Source organism: Pseudonocardia sp. MH-G8 (genome assembly GCF_002262885.1).
Lineage (GTDB): Bacteria > Actinomycetota > Actinomycetes > Mycobacteriales > Pseudonocardiaceae > Pseudonocardia.
Genome location: NZ_NKYF01000001.1, coordinates 1,088,205 through 1,109,477 on the forward strand (window position 1 = coordinate 1,088,205; position 21,273 = coordinate 1,109,477).

The 21,273-nt window shown below is 73.5% G+C and carries 19 protein-coding genes; 7 read left to right on the forward strand and 12 right to left on the reverse strand.

From position 1 onward, the window contains the following. Position 1: 1 nt before the first annotated feature. From CFP66_RS05190 to CFP66_RS05200, 3 genes are all read right to left on the reverse strand, one after another. Entirely contained in the window at positions 2 to 535 is a 534-nt protein-coding gene (locus CFP66_RS05190) for a TetR/AcrR family transcriptional regulator (protein ID WP_094920716.1), read from the reverse strand. 91 nt (positions 536 to 626) lie between these two features. Then, on the reverse strand, positions 627 to 1,997 hold the full coding sequence (locus tag CFP66_RS05195; RefSeq protein ID WP_094920718.1) for an NAD(P)/FAD-dependent oxidoreductase: 1,371 nt from the start codon (positions 1,995 to 1,997) through the stop codon (positions 627 to 629). A 16-nt stretch (positions 1,998 to 2,013) separates the two neighbouring features. After that, positions 2,014 to 2,802 carry a uracil-DNA glycosylase gene (locus tag CFP66_RS05200; protein ID WP_304528758.1) on the reverse strand — a complete coding sequence of 263 codons (789 nt, stop codon included), beginning with the start codon at positions 2,800 to 2,802 and terminating at the stop codon, positions 2,014 to 2,016. Between CFP66_RS05200 and CFP66_RS05205 the strand changes: the two genes are divergently transcribed. After that, positions 2,735 to 4,192 carry a S10 family peptidase gene (locus CFP66_RS05205; RefSeq protein ID WP_094921577.1) on the forward strand — a complete coding sequence of 486 codons (1,458 nt, stop codon included), beginning with the start codon at positions 2,735 to 2,737 and terminating at the stop codon, positions 4,190 to 4,192. The genes CFP66_RS05200 and CFP66_RS05205 overlap by 68 nt on opposite strands. A 113-nt stretch (positions 4,193 to 4,305) precedes the next feature. On the opposite strand, the gene CFP66_RS05210 is transcribed toward CFP66_RS05205, so the two are convergent. Further along, positions 4,306 to 5,259 carry a Ppx/GppA phosphatase family protein gene (locus tag CFP66_RS05210; protein WP_094920721.1) on the reverse strand — a complete coding sequence of 318 codons (954 nt, stop codon included), beginning with the start codon at positions 5,257 to 5,259 and terminating at the stop codon, positions 4,306 to 4,308. Between the two features lie 234 nt (positions 5,260 to 5,493). On the opposite strand from CFP66_RS05210, the gene CFP66_RS05215 reads away from it, so the two are divergent. Together CFP66_RS05215 and CFP66_RS05220 are read left to right on the forward strand one after the other, a co-directional pair. Continuing rightward, the gene (locus CFP66_RS05215; RefSeq protein ID WP_233159150.1) at positions 5,494 to 7,128 is read left to right on the forward strand and encodes an acyl-CoA dehydrogenase family protein; all 1,635 of its coding nucleotides are present in this window, start codon (positions 5,494 to 5,496) and stop codon (positions 7,126 to 7,128) included. Between the two features lie 95 nt (positions 7,129 to 7,223). Next, positions 7,224 to 7,718 carry a hypothetical protein gene (locus CFP66_RS05220; protein WP_094920723.1) on the forward strand — a complete coding sequence of 165 codons (495 nt, stop codon included), beginning with the start codon at positions 7,224 to 7,226 and terminating at the stop codon, positions 7,716 to 7,718. 36 nt (positions 7,719 to 7,754) lie between these two features. On the opposite strand, the gene CFP66_RS05225 is transcribed toward CFP66_RS05220, so the two are convergent. The 3 genes from CFP66_RS05225 to eno all read right to left on the reverse strand — a co-directional run bounded on the left by CFP66_RS05225 (position 7,755) and on the right by eno (position 10,099). Continuing rightward, positions 7,755 to 8,261 carry a DUF501 domain-containing protein gene (locus tag CFP66_RS05225; RefSeq protein ID WP_094920725.1) on the reverse strand — a complete coding sequence of 169 codons (507 nt, stop codon included), beginning with the start codon at positions 8,259 to 8,261 and terminating at the stop codon, positions 7,755 to 7,757. Then, on the reverse strand, positions 8,258 to 8,662 hold the full coding sequence (locus CFP66_RS05230) for a septum formation initiator family protein (RefSeq protein ID WP_233159151.1): 405 nt from the start codon (positions 8,660 to 8,662) through the stop codon (positions 8,258 to 8,260). Before CFP66_RS05230 ends, CFP66_RS05225 begins: the two co-directional genes overlap by 4 nt. 141 nt (positions 8,663 to 8,803) lie before the next feature. After that, positions 8,804 to 10,099, reverse strand: coding sequence for a phosphopyruvate hydratase (gene eno, locus CFP66_RS05235; protein WP_094920729.1), 1,296 nt, complete (start codon positions 10,097 to 10,099; stop codon positions 8,804 to 8,806). A gap of 186 nt (positions 10,100 to 10,285) precedes the next feature. On the opposite strand from eno, the gene CFP66_RS05240 reads away from it, so the two are divergent. From CFP66_RS05240 to efeB, 4 genes are all read left to right on the forward strand, one after another. Next, positions 10,286 to 10,690, forward strand: a complete 405-nt coding sequence (locus CFP66_RS05240; protein ID WP_094920731.1) for a tetratricopeptide repeat protein — start codon at positions 10,286 to 10,288, stop codon at positions 10,688 to 10,690. Between the two features lie 113 nt (positions 10,691 to 10,803). Next, positions 10,804 to 11,619, forward strand: coding sequence for an iron uptake transporter permease EfeU (efeU, locus tag CFP66_RS05245; RefSeq protein ID WP_094920733.1), 816 nt, complete (start codon positions 10,804 to 10,806; stop codon positions 11,617 to 11,619). A gap of 31 nt (positions 11,620 to 11,650) precedes the next feature. Further along, complete coding sequence (gene efeO / locus CFP66_RS05250) at positions 11,651 to 12,793, forward strand: iron uptake system protein EfeO (RefSeq protein WP_094920735.1); 1,143 nt, start codon at positions 11,651 to 11,653, stop codon at positions 12,791 to 12,793. Beyond that, positions 12,790 to 14,010 (forward strand): iron uptake transporter deferrochelatase/peroxidase subunit, encoded by a 1,221-nt coding sequence (efeB, locus tag CFP66_RS05255; RefSeq protein WP_094920737.1) that lies wholly within the window; start codon positions 12,790 to 12,792, stop codon positions 14,008 to 14,010. Before efeO ends, efeB begins: the two co-directional genes overlap by 4 nt. A 313-nt stretch (positions 14,011 to 14,323) precedes the next feature. On the opposite strand, the gene CFP66_RS05260 is transcribed toward efeB, so the two are convergent. From CFP66_RS05260 to mfd, 5 genes are all read right to left on the reverse strand, one after another. Beyond that, a complete protein-coding gene (locus CFP66_RS05260; RefSeq protein WP_233159152.1) occupies positions 14,324 to 15,106 on the reverse strand; it encodes a lytic transglycosylase domain-containing protein in 783 nt (260 codons plus the stop codon). Between the two features lie 36 nt (positions 15,107 to 15,142). Next, the gene (locus CFP66_RS05265) at positions 15,143 to 16,087 is read right to left on the reverse strand and encodes a MazG family protein (protein ID WP_094920739.1); all 945 of its coding nucleotides are present in this window, start codon (positions 16,085 to 16,087) and stop codon (positions 15,143 to 15,145) included. Positions 16,088 to 16,091: 4 nt separating this feature from the next. Next, positions 16,092 to 17,006, reverse strand: coding sequence for a SurA N-terminal domain-containing protein (locus CFP66_RS05270; RefSeq protein WP_143517120.1), 915 nt, complete (start codon positions 17,004 to 17,006; stop codon positions 16,092 to 16,094). 36 nt (positions 17,007 to 17,042) lie between these two features. Further along, a complete protein-coding gene (locus CFP66_RS05275; RefSeq protein WP_158228029.1) occupies positions 17,043 to 17,534 on the reverse strand; it encodes an RDD family protein in 492 nt (163 codons plus the stop codon). A 111-nt stretch (positions 17,535 to 17,645) separates the two neighbouring features. Continuing rightward, complete coding sequence (gene mfd, locus CFP66_RS05280) at positions 17,646 to 21,212, reverse strand: transcription-repair coupling factor (protein ID WP_094920745.1); 3,567 nt, start codon at positions 21,210 to 21,212, stop codon at positions 17,646 to 17,648. Positions 21,213 to 21,273: the final 61 nt, after the last annotated feature.

The window sequence follows — 21,273 nt, forward strand, 5'->3', positions numbered from 1 at the left end:
GTCAGCTCCTCTCGTCGCCGGCCAGCTGGTCGGCCAGCCGTTCGAGCACCGGCCCCGCAACCTGCGGCACCAGCCGCACCCCCTTCACCGCGGCGATCACGAGCTCGGCCGCGGTCTCCGGGTCGGGCACGAGGTCGGTCAGGGTCCGGACGAGCACTTCGCGCCACCCCGCCTCGTACGCGGCCATCGCCGCGGCGACCGCCGGATCGCGCCGGGCCCGCAGGTCCAGCTCGACGGTGACGGCGAACAGGTCCGGCCGCTCGTCCATCAAGCGGTGCAGTGCCCGCAGGTGTCCCCGCAGCCCGGCGCCGGGTGCCTGCGGGCTCGTGCCCCAGAACTGGCGCGTGGTGTAGGCGGCGACCGCCTCGACCAGGTCCTGTTTCGTGGCGAAGTGGTGGTGCAGCGTCGAGTGGTCGATGCCGACGTCCTCGGCGACCTGGCGCAGCCGCAGCCCTTCGAACCCCGCGTCCGCCACGCGCCCGAACGCGGCTTCGACGAGCTGCGTCCTCCGTCCGTCCTGCTCTCCACCAACCACTTGGTTGAGGTTAGCGGTAACGGGTCTACCTGTCCAGGAACAGCAGAACGCCCCGCCCGGCGGATCGCCGGACGGGGCGTGGAGGCGGGGGTCAGGCGCCCTTGGACACCGGGGGAACGGGCTCGCCGCGCGGCGCCGGCGGCTTCGGGGCGCCCGCGACCCGGCTGAAATCGGCCTTCGGATCCATGATCTGCCCGAGCGGCACGACCTCGCGCCCCATCAGCAGCGCCGCGGTCCAGTCGACGACGATCCGGATCCGCCGGTTCCAGGTGGGCATCCGGCTCACGTGGTACGTGCGGTGCATGAACCAGGCGATCGGCCCACGCAGCTTGATCCCGTAGATCTCCGCCACGCCCTTGTACAGGCCGAGGCTCGCGACCGAACCGGCGTAACTGTGCTTGTACTTCGTGAGCGGGCGGCCGTGCAGGTGCGCGACCACGTTGTCGGCCAGCACCTTCGCCTGCCGCACCGCGTGCTGCGCCGACGGGCTGGTGCGCGCCTCCGGGTCGTCCTTGGACAGGTCCGGCACCGAGGCGCAGTCGCCCGCGCTGAACACGTCGGGCATCCCGACGACCTGCAGTTCCGCGGTGCACTCGATCCGGCCGCGGGCGTCGCGGGGCAGGTCGGTGTTCTCCAGCATCGGGTTGGGCTTGACCCCGGCCGTCCAGACGATCGTGTCCGTGTCGAACTCGGTGCCGTCGTCGAGGACGACGTGACCGTCCTCCATCGTCTTCACGCGGGTGTCCAGGTAGACCTCGATGCCGGCGTCGATCAGCCGCTCGACCGTGTAACGGCCCATGCGCGGCCCGACCTCGGGCATGATCCGCCCGGCGGCCTCCACGAGCACCCAGCGCAGGTCCTCGGCGGCGATGTTCTCGTAGTAGCGCGTGGCGTAGCGCGCCATGTCCTGCAGCTCGGCGAGCGCCTCGATGCCCGCGTACCCGCCGCCGACGACCAGGAACGAGAGCAGTCGCCTCCGGAGCGCCGGGTCGAGCGTGGTGGCGGCGGCGTCCAGCCGGGACAGCACGTGGTTGCGCAGGTAGATCGCTTCGCCCACGGTCTTGAACGCGATGCCCTGCTCGGCGAGGCCGGGCACCGGCAGGATCCGGGCCACCGAGCCGGGGGCGACCACGAGCACGTCGTAGCCCACGGTGGTGACGTTGCCCGCGGCCAGCTCGGCCGTGACCTCCCGGGTGGCGTGGTTGATCGCCGTGACCCGCCCCGTGAGGTGGTGGCACTTGCGCAGCACCTTGCGCAGCGGCACCACCACGTGGCGCGGCTCGATGTTGCCGGCCGCGGCCTCGGGCAGGAACGGCTGGTAGGTCATGTGCGGCTGCGGGTCGATCACGGTGACCTCGGCCTCACCACGCCGCAGCTTCTTCTGCAGCCCGAGTGCGGTGTACATGCCGACATAGCCGCCACCGACGACGACGATCCGCGTATTGCGCGCCATACCTCTCATGTTCCCACCGCGCGGATCAGGACACCTCCCCCCGCGGGGTGAGCCTGACTACGCCGGCCGCGTGCGCGGCCCGGTCGAGGACCTCCTCGAGCATCGCGGGGGTCAGACGTCCGGTGAAGGTGTTCTGCTGGCTCACGTGGTAGCAGCCGAAGACGTGCAGCGGCCCGCGCTCACCCGCCAGCTCCACGTGCGCGCCGTGGCCGAACTTCGGCCGGGGCCGGGGCACCGCCCAGCCCGCCTCGGCGAGTACGGGGAGCAGCGCCTGCCACCCGAAACCGCCGAGGACCATGACCGCTCGCGGTCGCAGCAGCGCAAGCTCGGCGCGCAGCCACCCGCCGCAGCGCTCCCGCTCGTCGGGGGTCGGCTTGTTGTCCGGAGGGGCGCAGTGCACCGGGGCGGTGATACGGGTGCCGACGAGCTCGAGCCCGTCGTCCGCGTGCACCGCGGTGGGCTGGGTGGCCAGCCCGACGGCGTGCATGGCCGCGAACAGGACGTCCCCCGAACGGTCGCCGGTGAACATCCGGCCGGTGCGGTTCGCGCCGTGTGCCGCGGGGGCGAGCCCGACGATCAGCAGCGACGCGTCAGCCGGACCGAGGCCGGGCACCGGGCGTCCCCAGTACTCCTGGTGGCGGAACGCCGCCCGCTTCTCCCTGGCCACCAGCTCGCGCCAGGCGACCAGCCGCGGGCAGGCGCGGCAGTCGACGAGCGCGGCGTCGAGATCGCCTACTGTCGCGAACGTGGCCGACGACGACTCCCCTGCCGCGGACGAGACGCCCGCACCGCCCACCGACGACCTGGTCACCACGTCCCACACGCTACGCACGCCCTCGGGCGACCTGGCCTACACCGCGACCGCGGGCCGGATCGTGCTGCGGCACGAGAAGCACACCGACGGCACGTTCGACGGGTACGAGCCGCACGCCGAGGTGTTCGTCGTGGCGTACACGCTCGACGGCGCCGACCCGGGCAGCCGACCGGTCACGGTGGCGTTCAACGGCGGGCCCGGCTCGTCCAGCGTGTGGCTGCACCTGGGGCTGTTCGGGCCGCAGCGGGTCGTGATGGGTGACGCCGGGGCGCTCACACCGCCGCCGTGGGGGCTCACCGACAACGTCGAGTCCCTGCTCGCCCACTCCGACCTGGTGTTCGTCGACCCGGTCTCCACCGGCTACTCCCGCGCCGTGGCGGGCGGGAAACCCGCCGACTTCCACGGCTACACCGCCGATGTCGAGACGATCGGTGAGGTGATCCGGCTGTGGATCACCCGCAACGAACGCTGGCTCTCGCCGAAGTACCTGGCCGGTGAGTCCTACGGCACGCTGCGCGCCGCCGCGCTCGCCGCGCACCTGCAGGACCGCTACGGCATGTACGTGAACGGCCTCATGCTGATCTCCAGCGTGCTGGACATGGGCTCGATCCGGTTCACCGAGGGCAACGACCGGCCCTACCCGCTCTTCCTGCCGACCTACGCCGCGATCGCCCACCACCACGGGCGGCACCCGGGCCGCTCGCTGCCCGACGTGGTGGCCGAGGCGGAGGAGTTCGCCGCCGGGGAGTACCCGTGGGCGCTGGCCCGCGGGAACCGCCTGCCGGCCGAGGACCTCGACCGCGTGGCCGCCCGGCTCGCCGCCCTGTCCGGGCTCGACGAGGGCTACGTGCGCCGGGTGCGGCTGCGGATCGAGCACCACCGGTTCTTCCGCGAGCTGCTGCGCGACTCCGGGCGCACGGTCGGCCGCCTCGACGGGCGGTTCACCGGGTGGGAGGCCGACGACGGGGGCGAACACCCCAGCTACGACCCGTCGATCGCGGCGATCACCGGGCCGTACACCGCAGCGCTGAACGCGCACGTCCGCAGCGCGCTGCGGTACGAGAACGACCTGCCCTACGAGATCCTCACCGGCCGTGTGCACCCCTGGTCGTACGCGGAGTTCGAGGGCCGCGGCGTCTCGGTGGTCGGGCAGCTGTCGGCGGCGATGCGGGCCAACCCGCACCTGCGCGTGCACGTGGCCTGCGGCTACCACGACGGCGCCACCCCGTACTCCGCCGCCGAGCAGGTCCTCGCCCAGCTCCCGATCCCCGACGAGCTGCGGGACCGGATCGAGTTCCGCTACTACGAGGCCGGCCACATGATGTACGTGCACGAGCCGAGCCGGCAGCAGCAGTCCGCCGACCTCGCCGCCTTCGTCACGACCACCTGAGCGCGACACCCGCGCGCCGAGACCCCGACTCGCGGGAAGTAGGGGTGCCCCCCTTTCCCGCGAGTCGGGGTCTGAGCCGCGCGAGTCGGGGTCTGGGGTGCGCGAGTCGCGGGTCAGGCGATGCTGCGGGCGATTCCGTCGAGGATGTCGTGCTCGCTCACCACGAGCTCGCCGACGCCGGCGCGCTCGTGCAGCTCGGCCGCCAGCACGTCGACGATCAGTGCGCCCCCACCGATCACGTCGATGCGGCCGGGGTGGATCGCCGCGTGCTGCCCACGCTCCTCGCGCGACATGCCCAGCAGCTCCTCGGCCACGCGGTGCAGCTCCGCGTGCGGGAGCCGGGACAGGTGCACGGCGTCCGGGTCGTACTCGCGCAGGTTCTGGGACACGGCGGACAGCGTGGTGATCGTGCCGGCGACGCCCACCCAGGTGCGCACGCCCCCGACGGGCACCGCGGCGAACGCCTCGTCGAGGATCCGGGTGGCCAGCTCGCGCGCCTGCGCCACCTCCTCGGGGCCGGGAGGGTCGCCCGGCAGGCAGCGCTCGGTGATCCGGACGCTTCCGACGTCGACCGAGCGCGCGGCCTGAACGGCCGCCGCGCCGTCGGTGATCGTGCCGACGACGAGCTCGGTGGAGCCGCCGCCGACGTCGACCACGACGAACGGACCGTCGTCCGGGTCGAGGTCGCCCACGGCGCCGGTGAACGACAGCTGCGCCTCCTCGTCGCCGGAGATGACCTCCGCGTCGCTGCCGAGGGTCGCGCGGACCATGCCGAAGAAGTCGTCGCGGTTGCGGGCGTCGCGCGTGGCGCTCGTGGCGACCATGCGCACCCGCTCGGTGCCCTTGCGCCGCAGCACCGCCGTGTAGTCGGCGAGCGCGGCCCGGGTGCGCTCGAGCGCTTCGGGGGCCAGCTCACCGCTGGCGTCGACGCCCTGCCCGAGCCGGACGATGCGGGTCTCGCGGTGCACGTCGCGCAGCGCAGGCACCCCGTCCGACCCGGTGGTGACGTCGGCGACGAGCAGGCGGATCGAGTTCGTCCCGCAGTCGATGGCGGCCACGCGCGACATGCACTCTCCTGGGCGGTCCGGCGACGGTGTGCGGGCACGACCGTACGCGGAACCGGTCGACGGACCGACCGCCACACGCGGCCGGCTGCCCCGTCACACACCGACATCTGCCCCGGCACACCGACTGCAACCGGTGTGCCGGCGCCACGATCGGTGTGCGAGCGCCCGGACGGCCGGTCATCGGCGCGTCTCCGACAACCTCGTCGAGCGCCGCTCAGCCGCTACGCTCCCGACGTGGATCCGCTGCATCCCGGCGACGGGCACACCCACCTCGTGGAGAACCAGCCGCCCCCGCTCGACGGGGTCGACCTGCTCGCCTGCGACCCGGCGCTCGCCGACGCCGTGGCCCGCGAGGGCGCGCAGGAGGCCCTGCCGGCGCTTCGGGAGCTCGCCGGCATCGTCGCGTCCCCGGAGGCGCGCGAGCACGCCCGGCTCGCCGACGCCCACCCGCCGGTGCTGCGCACCCACGACCGGTACGGCCACCGCGTCGACGAGGTCGAGTTCCACCCCTCCTGGCACTGGCTGATGCGCACGTCCGTGGGTCGGGGCCTGCACGGGGCGCCGTGGGCGGCCGAGCCGGGCACGGGCGCGCACGTCGCGCGGGCGGCGGGCTTCTACCTGATGAGCCAGCTGGAGGCGGGCCACGGGTGCCCGATCTCGATGACCTACGCCGCCGTTCCCGCGCTGCGCCACGCCTCGGAGCTCGCGGCGCGCTACGAGCCGGGCCTGCGTTCCACCACCTACGAATTCGGCCTGGCCGAGCCGTCGACGAAGGCGGGGCTGCTCGCCGGGATGTCGATGACCGAGAAGCAGGGCGGTTCCGACGTCCGCGCCGGCACCACGACGGCCACCGCGACGGCCGAGGGCACCTACCGCCTCGTCGGGCACAAGTGGTTCACCTCGGCGCCGATGAACGACCTGTTCCTCACCCTCGCGCAGGCGCCGGGCGGCCTCACCTGCTTCGTGCTGCCCCGCGTGCTGCCCGACGGCACCCGAAACGCGATCCGTCTGCAGCGACTCAAGGACAAGCTCGGCAACCACTCCAACGCCTCGGCGGAGGTCGAGTACACCGGCGCCACCGGGTGGCGGCTCGGCGACGAGGGCCGCGGCGTGCACACGATCATCGAGATGGTGTCGATGACGCGGCTGGACTGCGTGCTCGGTTCCGCCGCGCTCACCCGGGCGGCGCTCACCGAGGCCGCGCACCACGTCGCCCACCGCAGCGCGTTCGGCACGCGGCTCGCCGATGCCCCGCTCATGCAGACGGTGATCGCCGACCTGGCGTGCGAGTCGGAGGCGGCCACGGCGTTGGCGCTGCGCCTCGCCGGGGCCGTCGACCGTGGCGAGCGGATGCTGCTGCGCCTCGCGCTGCCCGCCGCCAAGTACCTGGTCTGCAAGCGGACCCCCGCCGTGGTCGCGGAGGCCCTGGAATGCCTGGGCGGCAACGGCTATGTCGAGGAGTCGGGGCTGCCGCGGCTGTACCGGGAGGCGCCGCTCAACTCGATCTGGGAGGGCTCGGGCAGCGTCACCGCGCTGGACGTGCTGCGCGCCGTCACCCGAGCACCCGAATCGGTCGACGCCGTGTTCGCCGAGCTCGAGGCCGCGGCCGGGCTCGACTCCTGGTTCGACCGCGGCGTGCGGGAGCTGCACACCGAGCTGCGTGACCGCGAGGAGCGGCGCGCCCGACGGCTGGCCGAGGTGCTGGCGCTGTGCCTGCAGGGCTCGCTGCTGCTGCGCCATGCCCCCGACGAGGTGGCGCGCGCGTTCGTGGCGAGCCGCTTCCCGCCCGACGGCCCGTGGCGCACCGCCGGCACGTTGCCCGCCGAAGCACACACCGCCGCGCTCCTCGCCCGCGTCACCCCGGGCTGACCGCGCACCCCATCGCCGCTGCATCGAAATTCCATCGGTGCCCCCTACCGTCGCCGGCTGATCCCCCTGGACCAACCCGACGGACGGAACCCCGAATGAGCCCTGCCCCGAACACCGCCCCCTCGCCGCAGGTCCTCGCTCTCGCGGCGGAGCGCGGACTGGGCCGGCACATGACGACGCAACAACTCGGCTACCCGGTCTCCACCGCCCGGCTCGTGGCGGCCTCGGTGTTCACCGCGCTCTGCGCGGCGTGGCTCGTGTTCGCCTGGGTCGGCGACTGGGGACTGCTCCTGCTGTCGCTGGGGCTGCCGTTCTTCCTGATGACAGCGGTCAAGATGTTCGGCACCGTCGCGCTCTACCGCAACCAGCGCGACATCCACCTCTTCGACGACGGCGTCGTCGTGGTCGCGCGCGGGCGGCCGACGGCCTTCCGGCGGTCGACGCTGACCGTGACGCCGAACCGCCTGGGTGACAAGCTCCTCGACGTCCGGCTGAGCGGCGACGGGAACGAGGCCCTCCTCGTGGCGGGGTCGTTCGGCGACGACGTCCTCGCGCGGGTGACCAGGCAGCTCCAGGGTGCCGCCGGCTGACCACGCGCGGGTCCGTCCGATCCCGCCGGTTCGCCCCTACGTCGCGCGTTCCGCGTGGACGCAGGGACCGGCCCGCCACCACTCGCCCAGCTCGGCCAGCGCCTCGTCACCGAACGGGTTCACGCCCGGGCCGGCGGCGAGCGCGTGGGCCACGCAGACGTGCAGGCACTTCACGCGGTCGGGCATGCCGCCCGCGCTGACGTCCGTGCCGAGCGGCTCGATCGCGTCCCGCTCGGCGAGGTAGGACTCGTGCGCGCGGCGGTAGGCGGCGGCCAGCTCGGGGTCCTCGGCGAGCCGCTCGGTCATCTCCCGCATCCACCCGGACGCCTCAAGCCCGCCGATGCGCGAGTTCAGCCGCGAGCAGGTCAGGTAGTACAGCGTGGGGAACGGGGTGCCGTCCTCCAGCCGCGGTGCGGTCTGCACGACGGCGGGCAGGCTGCAGGGGCAGCGGTGCGCCACCTCCCGCAAGCCGCGGGGAGTGCGTCCCAGCTGCGCGGTGACCGCCGCGACGTCCTCGGCGGCGACCTGCTGCTCCGGGGTCATCGCGGTCCCTCCGTCACTTCTCGCCACAGCACGTGGTACCAGGGAACACCGGCGTCGGCTCCCGTGGGCGCGGCCGGTTCCGGCGCAACCGGCAGCTGCACCACGTACGGCACCTCTCCGGGCATCACGTACCCGAGCCGGGACCGCGCCTGCGCCTCGATCTCGGCCGGGTCGGACAGCCGCGCCCGCTGCTGCGTCAGCTCGGCGACCTCCACCCCGAGGGCCTGCTGCTGCTCCGACACCGCCGCGAGCTCCTGGCGTTGGGCCACGTAGTTGCGCAGCGGCACCGCGACGGTGAGCGCGAGCGCGCACACGACGAGCGCGAGGATGGCCGCGCGCTTCGTGGAGGACAGCCCGAGCAGCCCGGTGGTGGCCGCGACCACGCCACGGGCGCGCGGCACCCGCGTCAGCCGCGGTTCGCGGTTGCGACGCCTCGAGGCACCGGTACCCGAGCGTCGCGGGCGGGGGGTGCGACGCGTGCGCTCCCCCCGTGCCTTGGCCCGCTCGTCCCCCACAGCCCCGATGTTCCCTTCCCGGACCGGCTAGGCGCCGGCGTCCGCGGAGGAGTAGCGCGGGAATGCGAGGTCGCCCGCGTACCGGGCGGCGTCCCCGAGCGCCTCCTCGATGCGCAGCAGCTGGTTGTACTTCGCCACCCGCTCGGATCGGGCCGGTGCGCCGCTCTTGATCTGACCACAGCCGGTGGCGACCGCGAGGTCCGCGATCGTGGTGTCCTCGGTCTCGCCCGAGCGGTGGCTCATCATGCAGCGGTAGCCCGAGGACTGCGCGAGCGTGACCGCGTCGAGCGTCTCCGACAGCGTGCCGATCTGGTTGACCTTGACCAGCAGCGCGTTGGCCGCGCCCCGGCTGATGCCCTCGTCGAGCCGCTCCGGGTTGGTGACGAACAGGTCGTCGCCCACGAGCTGGACCTTGTCGCCGAGTGTGTCGGTGAGCGCCACCCAGCCGTCCCAGTCGTCCTCGGACAGCGGGTCCTCGATCGAGACCAGCGGGTAGGCCTCCACCAGCTCGCTGTAGACCGCGGCGAACTCCTGGGAGGAGAGCTTGCGCCCCTCGTAGGAGTAGACGCCGTCGCTGTGGAACTCGGTGGCGGCCACGTCGAGGGCCAGCGCGATGTCGCGCCCGAGGGTGTAGCCGGTCTTCTCGATCGCCTCGGCGATGAGGTCGAGCGCGGCGCGGGTGCCGGGCAGGTCGGGAGCGAAGCCGCCCTCGTCGCCCAGCCCGGTGGCCAGGCCCTTGCCCTTGAGCACCGACTTCAGCGCCTGGTAGACCTCGGCACCCCAGCGCAGCGCTTCCTTGAACGAGTCGGCCCCGACCGGCGCGATCATGAACTCCTGCACGTCCACGGAGCTGTCGGCGTGGGCGCCACCGTTGATGATGTTCATCATCGGCACCGGCAGCACGTGCGCGTTGGGGCCACCCACGTAGCGGAACAGCTCCAGACCCGACGACTCCGCCGCAGCCTTCGCCACGGCGAGCGACACGCCCAGCAGCGCGTTGGCGCCGAGGCGCGACTTGTCCGGGGTGCCGTCCAGGTCGACGAGGCGCTGGTCGACCAGGCGCTGGTCGACGGCCTCCATCCCGGTGAGCTCCGGCCCGATCTCGTCCAGGACGGCGCTCACGGCCTTCTCGACGCCCTTGCCGCCGAAACGCAGCGGGTCGCTGTCACGCAGCTCCACCGCCTCGTGCTCGCCCGTCGATGCGCCCGACGGCACCGCCGCCCGGGCCAGCGTCCCGTCGTCGAGCGCGACCTCCACCTCGATCGTGGGGTTGCCCCGCGAGTCGAGGATCTCCCGCGCGCCGACCTGCTCGATGACCGCCACCAGTGCTCCCGTCGAAAAGGTTCGCTCGTCCGGGGGGCAAGCCTAGTCGGGGAGCCACCCGGAGCCGTGCAGGAACCCGCCCGACAGGGCGGATGACGGCCGGGGTTCACCGCTCGGATCACCGCACGGCGCGCGCAGATCGCGCCATCGACACCTGGCGGCATCGACACCTAACGTAGAGCGACCATGACGAGTCAGCCCGCCGCCGACGGCCTGTTCGAGTCGTTCCGCCGTGCCGAGATGCTCATTGCACGCAGCAGACCGCTCGACGCGCTGCAGGCGCTCTCCCCGGTCCTCGCCAGCCAGCCGAACGACGCATCCGTCCAGTTGCTCGCCGGTCGCGCCTACCTCAACTCCGCGCAGCTGGAGCAGGCCGAGGAGGCGTTCGCGCGGGTGCTCGACCTGGACCCGTCCGACCACTACGCGCGCTTCGCCCTCGGCAAGGCCCTGCACCGCCAGGGTCGGCTCGCGGAGGCGCTCGCCCAGCTCAAGATGGCCGCCGCGATGGACCCGCGCCCCGAGTACCAGGAGGCACTCGGCGAGGTGCGCGCCCGGATCGCCGTCGACGCCGATCTGGACGATCGGGACTGAACCGACAAACCTCGCGCTGACCTGCGGAGACCTACTCCACTCGGCTCTTCCGCGGCCCGCACGGCAAGGCTAGCCTTCGCTCGCTACTGGGAAGCCTGGCCTGAGGGAGCAGCGTGCTCGGCAACGCACTGATCGGACTGCGGGAAGGCCTCGAGGCCGCCCTGGTGGTCAGCATCCTCGTCGCCTTCCTCGTGCGCACCGGGCGCCGCTCGGCGCTGCCGATGGTCTGGCTCGGCGTCGGGATCGCCGTCGTGGTGAGCGCCGCCGTCACGCTCGCCCTCGCGCTCGCGCAGCAGCAGCTGACGTTCGAGGCGCAGGAGGCGTTCGGCGGCGTCCTCTCGATCGTCGCGGTCGGCTTCGTGACGTGGATGGTCTTCTGGATGCGCAGGGCCGCCCGGTCGATCTCCGCCGAGCTGCAGGGCAGGCTCGAAGGCGCGCTCGCGATGGGCCCGACGGCCGTGGTCGTGATGGCGGCGCTCGCGGTCGGTCGCGAGGGTCTCGAGACCGCGCTGTTCTTCTTCACCGCGGCCCGGGCCGCCGGGGAGACCGCGCGGCCGCTCATCGGTTTCCTGATCGGGATCGCGGTGGCCGTCGCGCTCGCGTACCTGATCTACCGCGGCGCGGTCCGTCTCGACCTCGGCCGGTTCTTCACCGTCACCGGGGTGCTGCTGATCCTCGTGGCCGCCGGCATCCTCGCCTACGGCGTGCACGACCTGCAGGAAGCGGGCATCGTGCCCGGGCTCACGACCCTCGCCTTCGACGTCAGCGCGGTGATCCCGCCCGATTCCTGGTACGGCGTCCTGCTGAAGGGGATCTTCAACTTCTCCCCGGCCACGACCGTGGCCGAGGCGATCGTCTGGGTCGCCTACGTGGCCGTCGTCCTCCCGCTGTTCCTGCGACCGCGACGCAGCGCGACCACCCCCGCCTGATCCTTCCTCCTGAATCGTTCCGAGGAGCACCATGTCCCGCACGTCCCGAGCCGCCCTGTTCACCGCCTTCGCGACGGTGGCGGTCGCCGGCTGCACCAGCACCGCCCCGCCCGCCGCCGACGCCGGGGGTGGCGGCGGTCCGATCGCCGTGACTGCGGGCGACACGAGCTGCGAGGTCGCCGCCGCCGATGCACCGGCAGGCACGATCACGTTCGCCGTGCGCAACACCGGCAGCAAGATCACCGAGTTCTACCTCTACGGCACCGGCGACCGGATCATGGGCGAGGTCGAGAACATCGGGCCCGGACTCACCCGCGAGCTGATCGTCGAGGTGCCCGACGGCGGCACCTACACCACGGCGTGCAAGCCGGGCATGGTCGGCGACGGGATCCGCGCCCCCTTCGCCGTCACCGGCGCGGCCACGCGGTCGGTCGACTCGGACACCCGGCTGGCCGAGGCAACCGCGGGATACCACCGCTGGGTCACCTCGCAGATCGAGGCGCTGGTGCCCAAGACGCAGGAGTTCGTCGACGCGGTGCAGGCCGGCGACGTGGAGACCGCCAAGGCGCTGTTCCCCGTCTCGCGGACCTACTGGGAGCGGATCGAGCCGGTCGCGGAGTCGTTCGGCGACATCGACCCGAAGATCGACGGCCGCGAGGACGACGAGCGCGACCCGGGCGTCGGCTTCACCGGCTACCACCGGCTGGAGAAGGACCTGTGGGTCGACGGCCTGCAGCCCGACTCCCCCGCGATCGCCGACCAGCTCATGACCGACCTCGCCGACCTGCAGTCGCGCGTCGCCACCGTCGAGCTCACTCCCGTGCAGCTCGCGAACGGGGCGAAGGAGCTGCTCGACGAGGTCGCCACCGGCAAGATCACCGGCGAGGAGGACCGCTACTCGCACACCGACCTCTGGGACTTCAAGGCCAACGTCGAAGGCTCCCAGGGTGCCGTCGCCGCGCTCCGCCCGGTGATCGACGCGAAGGACCCGGCGCTCGGCCCGCTGCTCGACGAGCGGTTCGCCGCCGTCGACGCGCTGCTCGAGGAGTACCGCGACGGCGACGGGTACCGGCTCTACACGGAGCTGAGCGAGGACGACATCCGCCGCATGACCGAGGCCGTGGACGCGCTGGGCGAGCCGGTGAGCCAGGTCGCCGGCGTCGTCACGGCATGACCGGTGGGCTGCGGCGACGGCAGCTGCTCGGTTGGGCGGGCGCCGGCGCCGCGCTGGCCGGCGCGGGCGCCTTGGCGGGCTGCACGACGCCGGCCGCACCCGCCGTCGACGGGGTGGTCCCGTTCCGCGGGACGCGCCAGGCCGGGATCGTCACGCCCGCGCAGGACCGGCTGCACTTCGTCGCGCTCGACCTCACCACCGGCGACCGCGACCGGGTTCGCGCGCTGCTGCAGAAGTGGACGGTCGCGGCCGAGCGCATGACCGCGGGCGCGGAGACGGCGCCGGGCGGCGCGACCGGCGGCAACCCGGCCGCCCCTCCCGACGACACCGGCGAGGCGCTCGGCCTGCCGGCGTCGTCGCTCACGCTGACGTTCGGCGTGGGCCCCGGGTTCTTCGACCGGCTGGGCCTCGACCCCGCCCTGCGCCCGCCCGGCCTCGCCGAGCTGCCCCGGTTCACCGGCGACCAGCTCGACCCGGCCCTGTCCGGCGGCGACCTGTGCATCCAGGCGTGCTCCGACGACCCGCAGGTGGCGGTGCACGCGGTGCGCAACCTCGTCCGCTCCGGGTTCGGCACCACCACGGTGCGGTGGTCACAGCTCGGGTTCGGGCGCACGTCGTCGACGTCCACTTCACAGGCCACGCCGCGCAACCTGTTCGGCTTCAAGGACGGCACCCGCAACCTCAAGGCCGAGGACGGCGCCGAGCTCGACCGGCACGTGTGGGTGCGGCCCGGGGACGGGCCCGCGTGGCTCGAAGGCGGCAGCTACCTCGTCGCGCGGCGGATCCGGATGCACATCGAGATCTGGGACCGCACGTCGCTCGCCGAGCAGGAGACGATCATCGGCCGGACGAAGGGTGAGGGCGCCCCGCTCGGCGCGGCCGCCGAGTTCGACCCGCCCGACCTCTCCCCCGGGAGCGCCGTCGGCGCCGACGCGCACATCCGGCTCGCCTCCGCCGAGCACCTCGGCGGCGCGCGGATCCTGCGGCGCGGCTACAACTTCGTGGACGGCAGCGACGGTCGCGGCCACCTGGACGCCGGGCTGTTCTTCGTCGCGTTCGCGCGCGATCCCCACGCCCAGTTCGTGCCGATGCAGCGAGCGCTGGCGAACGACGACGTGCTGATGGAGTACATCGAGCACACCGGCTCGGCCGTCTTCGCCTGCCCACCCGGCCTCGGCGAGGGCGAGTACTGGGCCCAGCGTCTCCTCGCTCCGTGAGCACCCGCGAGACGCGCCCAAACACCCGCGAATCGCGCCCAAACACCCGCGAGTCGGGGTCGAGCACCCGCGAGTCGGGGCCTCAGCGCGCACGTATCGCGGTCCGGCTGCACCACAGACGCAAGGACCCTCACCTGGAGCCCGACACACACGCACACCCAAAGCCCGACTCGCCGAGGAGCGGAGCCCGACACACGCAGACCCAAAGCCCGACTCGCGGAAGGGCAGAACGCGACACACACGCACCCAAAGCCCGACTCGCGGAAGGGCGGGGCGCGACATGTGCGCGCCTAGAGCCCGACTCGCGGAGGGGTCAGGCGGCGGTCGTGGTGTTGTACCGGTCGGCGGCGGCCCAGACCAGGCGGGCGTACTCCACCGAGCTGTTGTAGGTGAGGATCCCGTCCCACCAGCCCTCGCCGCTGGCGGTGTCGCGGCCGTCGGCGCAGAGGTAGCGGGCCGCGGCGAGGGCAGCGTCGTCGAGCTGGTGCGGGTCGCGGACGCCGTCGGCGTTGCCGTCGGCGCCGTAGCGCTCCCAGGTGCCGGGCAGGAACTGCATGGGACCGACGGCCCGGTCGAAGGTCGTGTCGCCGTCGAACCGGCCCGTGTCGGTGTCGCGGATCTCGCGGACGCCGGGCGAGCCGTCCAGCGGGACCCCGATGATGCGCGGGCGCGCGACGCCGTCGGCGTCCACCTCCGCGCCGCCGTAGCGGCCGTGGTCGGACTCGACGCGGCCGATCCCGGCCAGGGTGATCCACGACAGGCCGCAGTCGGGCGTGTCGGCCCGCTGCCCGAGCTCGGCCGCGGCATAGGCGCGCAGTGCACGTGCCGGGACACCGCTGCGCTCCTGCGCGGCGCCGGACCACGCGGCGAGGTCGATGCCCTCGGCAAGCGGTGCGGGCTGCGGGACCGGGGTGTTCCGGTCCACGTCTGCAGGGGTGAGGCCGTCCCCGCGTCGGGGCTCGTCGGCGCCGTCGTCGGGGGCCGAGAGGGAGGAGAGGGCGGCGACACCGACCACCACCAGCATCGCCATCACGCCGAGCACTGCCAGCACGATCGGTCCGGCACGGCGAGGGCGGCGCCGGTCGGGTGCGGTCACCCCATCCAGACTAGCGATCTCCGCGGCGGCGCGCCGTCAGCTCCGCTCGCGGGGCCAGTACCGCTTCCAGGCGTCGGGGTCGAGGGCGTGGGGGTCGGCGCCGTCGGCCGCAGCCGTGCGCTCGGCGCTGCGCACCGCCTCGGCGAACCGGCGTGCGGCGGTGCGCAGCGCGGCCTCCGGGTCGATCCCGGCGAGCTTCGCCTGCGCGGCGAGGGCGAACAGCTGCTCGCCCACGCCCGAACCGGACGGGAGCAGGTCGGCGGGCAGGTGGGCCCGGGCCGTGCGGCTGGTGAGCTTCGCGGCGAGCGCGACGGCGGGCTGCCCGAGCGGCACGCCGTCCACGCTGGACTCGCGCTGCTTCTCGGCGCGCTTGAGCTCCTCCCAACGGTGCTCCTGGCGCTCGGCGGTGTCGATCCGCTCGCTGCCGGCGAAGACGTGCGGGTGCCGCCCGACCAGCTTGGCGACGAGGTCGCCTGCCACGTCGTCGATCGTGAACGGCCGCTCCGGGTCCTCTGCGGCGACGCGCGCGTGGAACAGCACCTGCAGCAGGACGTCGCCCAGCTCCTCGCGGACGGCGTGGCGGTCACCGTCCTCGATCGCCTCGTAGAGCTCGTAGGACTCCTCGATGAGGTACTGCAGCAGCGACTCGTGGGTCTGCTCGGCGTCCCAGGGGCAGCCGCCGGGCGAGCGGAGCCGGTCCATCACGGCGGCGGCGTCGAGCAATGCGGCGCCAGGGGGCGGGTCCGCGCGGACGAGGTCACCGTCGTCGCGGGCCGGGTCCGTGGTCAACAGCACCTCGGCGCCGTCACCCCACCCGTCCGACCGCACCGCACCCGTGGCGGCCACGACCTCGGCGGGGACGCTCGCGTCGGCGAGCACCCGGTCGGCGGCACGGAGGGCGGGCAGCGCCGCGGCCGGCAGGACGCCGGTCCACCGCTCGGGCAGGACGACGACGGTGCGGCGCACACCCGGGTTGCCCACCGGCTCAGGCCGCCGCCGGTGGCAGGATCATCCCGGCCTGCTCGTCCTCGCCGACGACGCGGAGCTGGATCGGGTCCATCACCCCGTAGCGGGGGTTGATCTCCACACCGACCTCGTCGATCGTCTGCTGCAGCGAGCGCAGCCCGATCGCGACGAACTCGGCCTGGCTGAGGCTGGAGAGCGCCGCCGGGTCGGTGGGGGCGTCGGTGCGCCGGTCGGTGACGCGCAGGATGAGCCAGCCGTTCTGGCGCGGGTCGGCCTGGTAGGCCACGACCGAGCCGGTGGGCACCCAGAACGCGGGCGACGCCGCGTCGCCGGGCGAGGCCGCTGCCTGAACGGTGAGGCCGCTGCGCCCGGTCTGCGGGTTCGCGGTCAGCGCGTCGGCCTCCGGGCCACCCCGGGCGAGCACCTCCGACTTGGCCTGCGCGTCCTCGCGGGACGTGGCGGCCACGAGGTCGACGGTGACCTGCAGCCCGGGCACCAGACGCTGGCCCAGCTGCGCGGCGATCACCTGGTCGCGCGCCCAGTCGCGCAGCTCCTGGCCCTGCAGGAAGTCCTCGACACCCAGGCGACCGTTCGGGTCGGGCTGGGCGAGCAGGGCCAGCTGCGCGTCGATCTGCGGCTCGGCGACGCTGATGCCCTCTTCGGCGGCGCGGCGCGCGAGCAGGCCGTGCATCACCTCGCGGGTGACGATGTCGCGCGCGAGCCGGGCCGGGGTGACCTGCCGCGCGGCGAGCTCCGCCTGGTCGTGCATCGACAGCGCCGCGTCGAGCTGGCTCTGGACGCGCTCGAGCGGGACGGCCTGGCCGCCGACGACGACCGCCGTACCTGCCTGGCCCGGTCCACCACATCCGCTGACGACCGCAGCGACGACCACGACGGCCGCGGCAACGCGTCCCACCCGCATCCGCATCCGCACGTCCGACACCCTCTCACGGGGGGTGTGGGGTCCGGATCAGAGGTCGGCCTGCACCACCAGCGTGCCGCAGATCTTGTCGGCGAAGGTCTGGTGCTGCTCGTCCCACAACGGCCACACATACCCCAGTCCGAGGGTGAGCCCGTCGAGCAGGTGGGCGATCTGGCGGCCCACCGCCCGCCCGAACCCGACCGGCTCACCGGTGCGCGCCGCGACGAGGCGCGTGCCGAGCGCACTCTTGCCGAGACTCTGACCCGAACGGCCCTGCCGGTAGCCGCTGTTCCACAGCAGGAACACCGACCCGACCACGGCCGCGGCCGGGTACACGAAGCCGATCACGAGGACGTCCCTCGTGGCGAGCGCGGCGATCAGCGCAACGGCGAGCAGCCCGCCGGGGATACCGATGTCGATCAGGAAGCCGCCGACGCGCTGCCCGTACGTGGCGAGCAGCGGGAACCCGTACAGCGGCGGCCGGGCTCCACCTGCAGCGTCCTGACGGAGCGGGTCGGACTCCGGACGGGGTTCGGGCACGCAGTTCTCCGGCGACGTCGTGCCCGCCCGAGCCGGTCTCGGGGGGCTCCAACTAGAAGATCGCCACGAACGGCGGTTCGTTACTCCACGCAGGTGAACGGATGCGGATCGTCAGACCGCAGCAGGGTGACGCACCGGGCTGACGATGTCGGTGAGCAGCTTCGTGCACCACTCGAGCAGGGCGACGTCCCGCAGCGGCGCCCCACCGATCCGTCCGCCCTCCACCGGCTTCGGCACCGTGACGAGCTTGGACGCCGGCTTGTACTGCGCCTTCGGGTGCAGCCGCCGCAGCCGCAGCTGCGCCGAGTCGGGCAGGTCCACCGGGCCGATCCGGACGCTCGCCCCGGCCACCGCCACCTCGCCGACGCCCAACGTCCGGCAGGTCTGCCGGAACGTCGCGACGGCGAGCAGGTTGCGCACCGCGGTGGGCGGCTCGCCGTAGCGGTCGACGAGCTCCTCGACGATCGCGTCGAGCGCGGCGGCGTCCGACGCCTCGGCGATCTTGCGGTAGACCTCGAGCCGCAGCCGCTCTCCCGTGACGTAGTCGTGCGGCACGTGCGCGTCGATCGGCAGGTCCACCCGCACCTCGGCCAGCTGCTCGGGCTCCTCGCCCTCGCCGGCGCCCGCCTGCTGGCGGAACGCCGCAACGGCCTCCCCGACCAGACGGATGTAGAGGTCGAACCCGACGCCGGCGATGTGGCCGCTCTGCTCGGCGCCGAGGATGTTGCCCGCGCCGCGGATCTCCAGGTCCTTCATCGCGACGGCGGCGCCGGACCCCAGGTCGGAGTGCTGGGCGATGGTGGCCAGGCGATCGTGCGCGGTCTCGGTGAGCGGGTGCTCGGGCGGGAAGAGGAAGTAGGCGTAGCCGCGCTCGCGGCCCCGGCCGACCCGGCCGCGCAGCTGGTGGAGCTGGGAGAGCCCGAGGGTGTCGGAGCGCTCGACGATCAAGGTGTTGGCGTTGGAGATGTCCAGGCCGTTCTCCACGATCGTCGTGCAGACCAGGACGTCGTACTCCTTGTGCCAGAACCCGGCGACCGTCCGTTCCAGCAGGTCCTCGTTCATCTGCCCGTGCGCGATGCCGATGCGCGCCTCCGGGACGAGGTCCCGGATCTGCCGCGCCGCGCGGTCGATGGTCGAGACCCGGTTGTGCACGTAGAACACCTGGCCGTCGCGCAGCAGCTCGCGGCGGATCGCCGCGCCCACCTGCTTGGTGTCGTACCCGCCGACGTAGGTGAGCGTGGGGTGGCGGTCCTCGGGCGGCGTGGCGATCGTCGACATCTCGCGGATCCCGGCCAGGCTCATCTCCAGCGTGCGCGGGATCGGCGTGGCGGACAGGGTGAGCACGTCGACGTAGGTGCGCAGCGCGGTGATGTGTTCCTTGTGCTCCACGCCGAAGCGCTGCTCCTCGTCGACGATCACGAGGCCGAGGTCCTTCCACCGGATCCCGGTCTGCAGCAGGCGGTGGGTGCCGACCACGATGTCGACCTCGCCCCCGGCGAGCCCCTCGACCGTCTGCTTCGCCTCCATCGCGTCGGTGAACCGCGAGAGCCCCTTGACGGTGACCGGGAAGGCGCGCATCCGGTCGGCGAAGGTCTGCAGGTGCTGGGTGGCCAGCAGGGTCGTGGGCACGAGCACGGCCACCTGCTTGCCGTCCTGCACCGCCTTGAACGCCGCCCGCACCGCGATCTCGGTCTTGCCGAACCCGACGTCGCCGGAGATCACCCGGTCCATCGGGACCGCGCGCTCCATGTCGCGCTTGACCTCCTCGATGGCCGCGAGCTGGTCGGGCGTCTCGGTGAACGGGAACGCGTCCTCCAGCTCGCGCTGCCACGGCGTGTCCGTGGCGAACGCGTGGCCCGGCGAGGACTGGCGGGCCGCGTAGAGCTGCACCAGCTGGGCGGCGATCTGACGGACGGCCTTGCGGGCGCGCCCCTTGGTCCTGGCCCAGTCGGCACCACCGAGCTTGTTGAGGCTCGGCACCTCGCCGCCGACGTAGCGGCTGATCTCGTCGAGCGCGTCGGTGGGGACGAAGAGCCGGTCCGCGGGCTGCCCGCGCTTGGAGCTCGCGTACTCCAGCACGAGGTACTCGCGGGTGGCACCGGCGACGGTGCGCTCGCGCATCTCGACGAACCGGCCGATGCCGTGCTGGGAGTGCACGACGTGGTCGCCGGGGGTCAGGGTGACCAGGTCGACGGCGTTGCGCCGCTTCGACGCCAGCTTGCGCGGTTCGGTGCCGGTGGCGCGGTTGCCGGTGAGGTCGGACTCGGTGAGCAGCACGAGCCCGGACGCGGTGAGGCCCTCGGTGAGCCGGCCGCAGGTGACGGTGACCAGGCCCGGCTGCGGAGCCTCGAGCAGCTCCTCGACGAGGGTGGCCGGCACGTCGGCCTCGCGCAGCTGCTCCAGCGAGCGCTGCGCGGTGCCGTGCCCGGCCACGACGAGGACGGCGGCGCCCCCGGTGGCCACGTGGGCGCGCAGGTCGACCAGGGCGCGGTCGGTGTCGCCGCGGTAGCTCTCGACCTCGTGGACGGCCGGCGCGAGCACGTCGTCGCGTCCGGAGAGCAGCGGGCTGAGCGTGACGACCGGGCGCCCGGTGCTCGACGCGCGCCCCAGGACCTCGCCGAGGTCGCGGTAGGCGGACGCCCCGACGTCGATCGGCGAATCAGCACCGACACCCGCCGCGAACCAGGACGCCTCGAGGAACTCCTGCCCCGTGCGCACGAGATCGGCGCTGCGGGTGCGGATGCGCTCCGGGTCGGCGAGGAGCACGAGCGACCCGGCGGGCAGCAGGTCGGTGAGCAGCTCGAGCTCGCTGCCGACCAGCGCGGGCACGAGCGACTCCATGCCCTCGGTGGGGATGCCCTCGGCGAGGTGCTCCAGCAACTCGCGCAGCTGCGGGTTGTTCTCGTGGGTGCGGGCCAGGGCGGCGGCCCGCTCGCGCACGGGCTCGGTGAGCAGCAGCTCCCGGCAGCCGGGGGCCAGCAGCTCGTCGACGGGTTCCACCGAGCGCTGGTCCGCCACGGAGAACGAGCGCAGCTCGCTGACCTCGTCGCCCCAGAACTCCACACGCACGGGGTGCTCGGCCGTGGGCGGGAAGACATCGACGATCCCGCCACGGACGGCGAACTCGCCGCGACCGGTGACCATCTCGACCCGGCGGTAGGCGAGCTCGACGAGCCGGACGAGCATCTCGTCGAAGTCGGCGGTGTCGCCGACGCGCAGCCGCACCGGGTCGAGCGTGCCGAGCCCGGGGGCGATCGGCTGGATCAGGCTGCGGGCGGTGGCGACCACGACGCGCGGGGCCGTGGCAGGCGAGGCGAGGCGGCGGAAGATATCCAGGCGGCGCCCGACGGTGTCCGGGCGCGGGGAGAGCCGCTCGTGCGGCAGCGTCTCCCACGAGGGCAGCACGGCCACCGCGGCCGGCTCGAGCAGGTCGGCAACCGCGGCCCCGGCATCCTCGGCCTCGCGGTCGGTGGCGGTGACGAGCAGGACGGTGCGCCCCGCACCACCCTGGTCGGAGGGGATGCCGAACGCCGCGGCGAGGAACGGGCGCAGCGCCGACGGGCCCTCCACGGCCAGAGCGGGCACCTCGTCGGCGCGGGCGTCACGGGCGGCGTCGAGCACCGCGCGCAGATCGGGGTCGGAGAGGGGGAAGCGGAGCAGACCGGAGAGCTTGGCCACGGTTTCAGGACCCCTTGCAAGGCAGGAGAAGCGCACGCAGAGCAGACCCCTGCCCGGGATG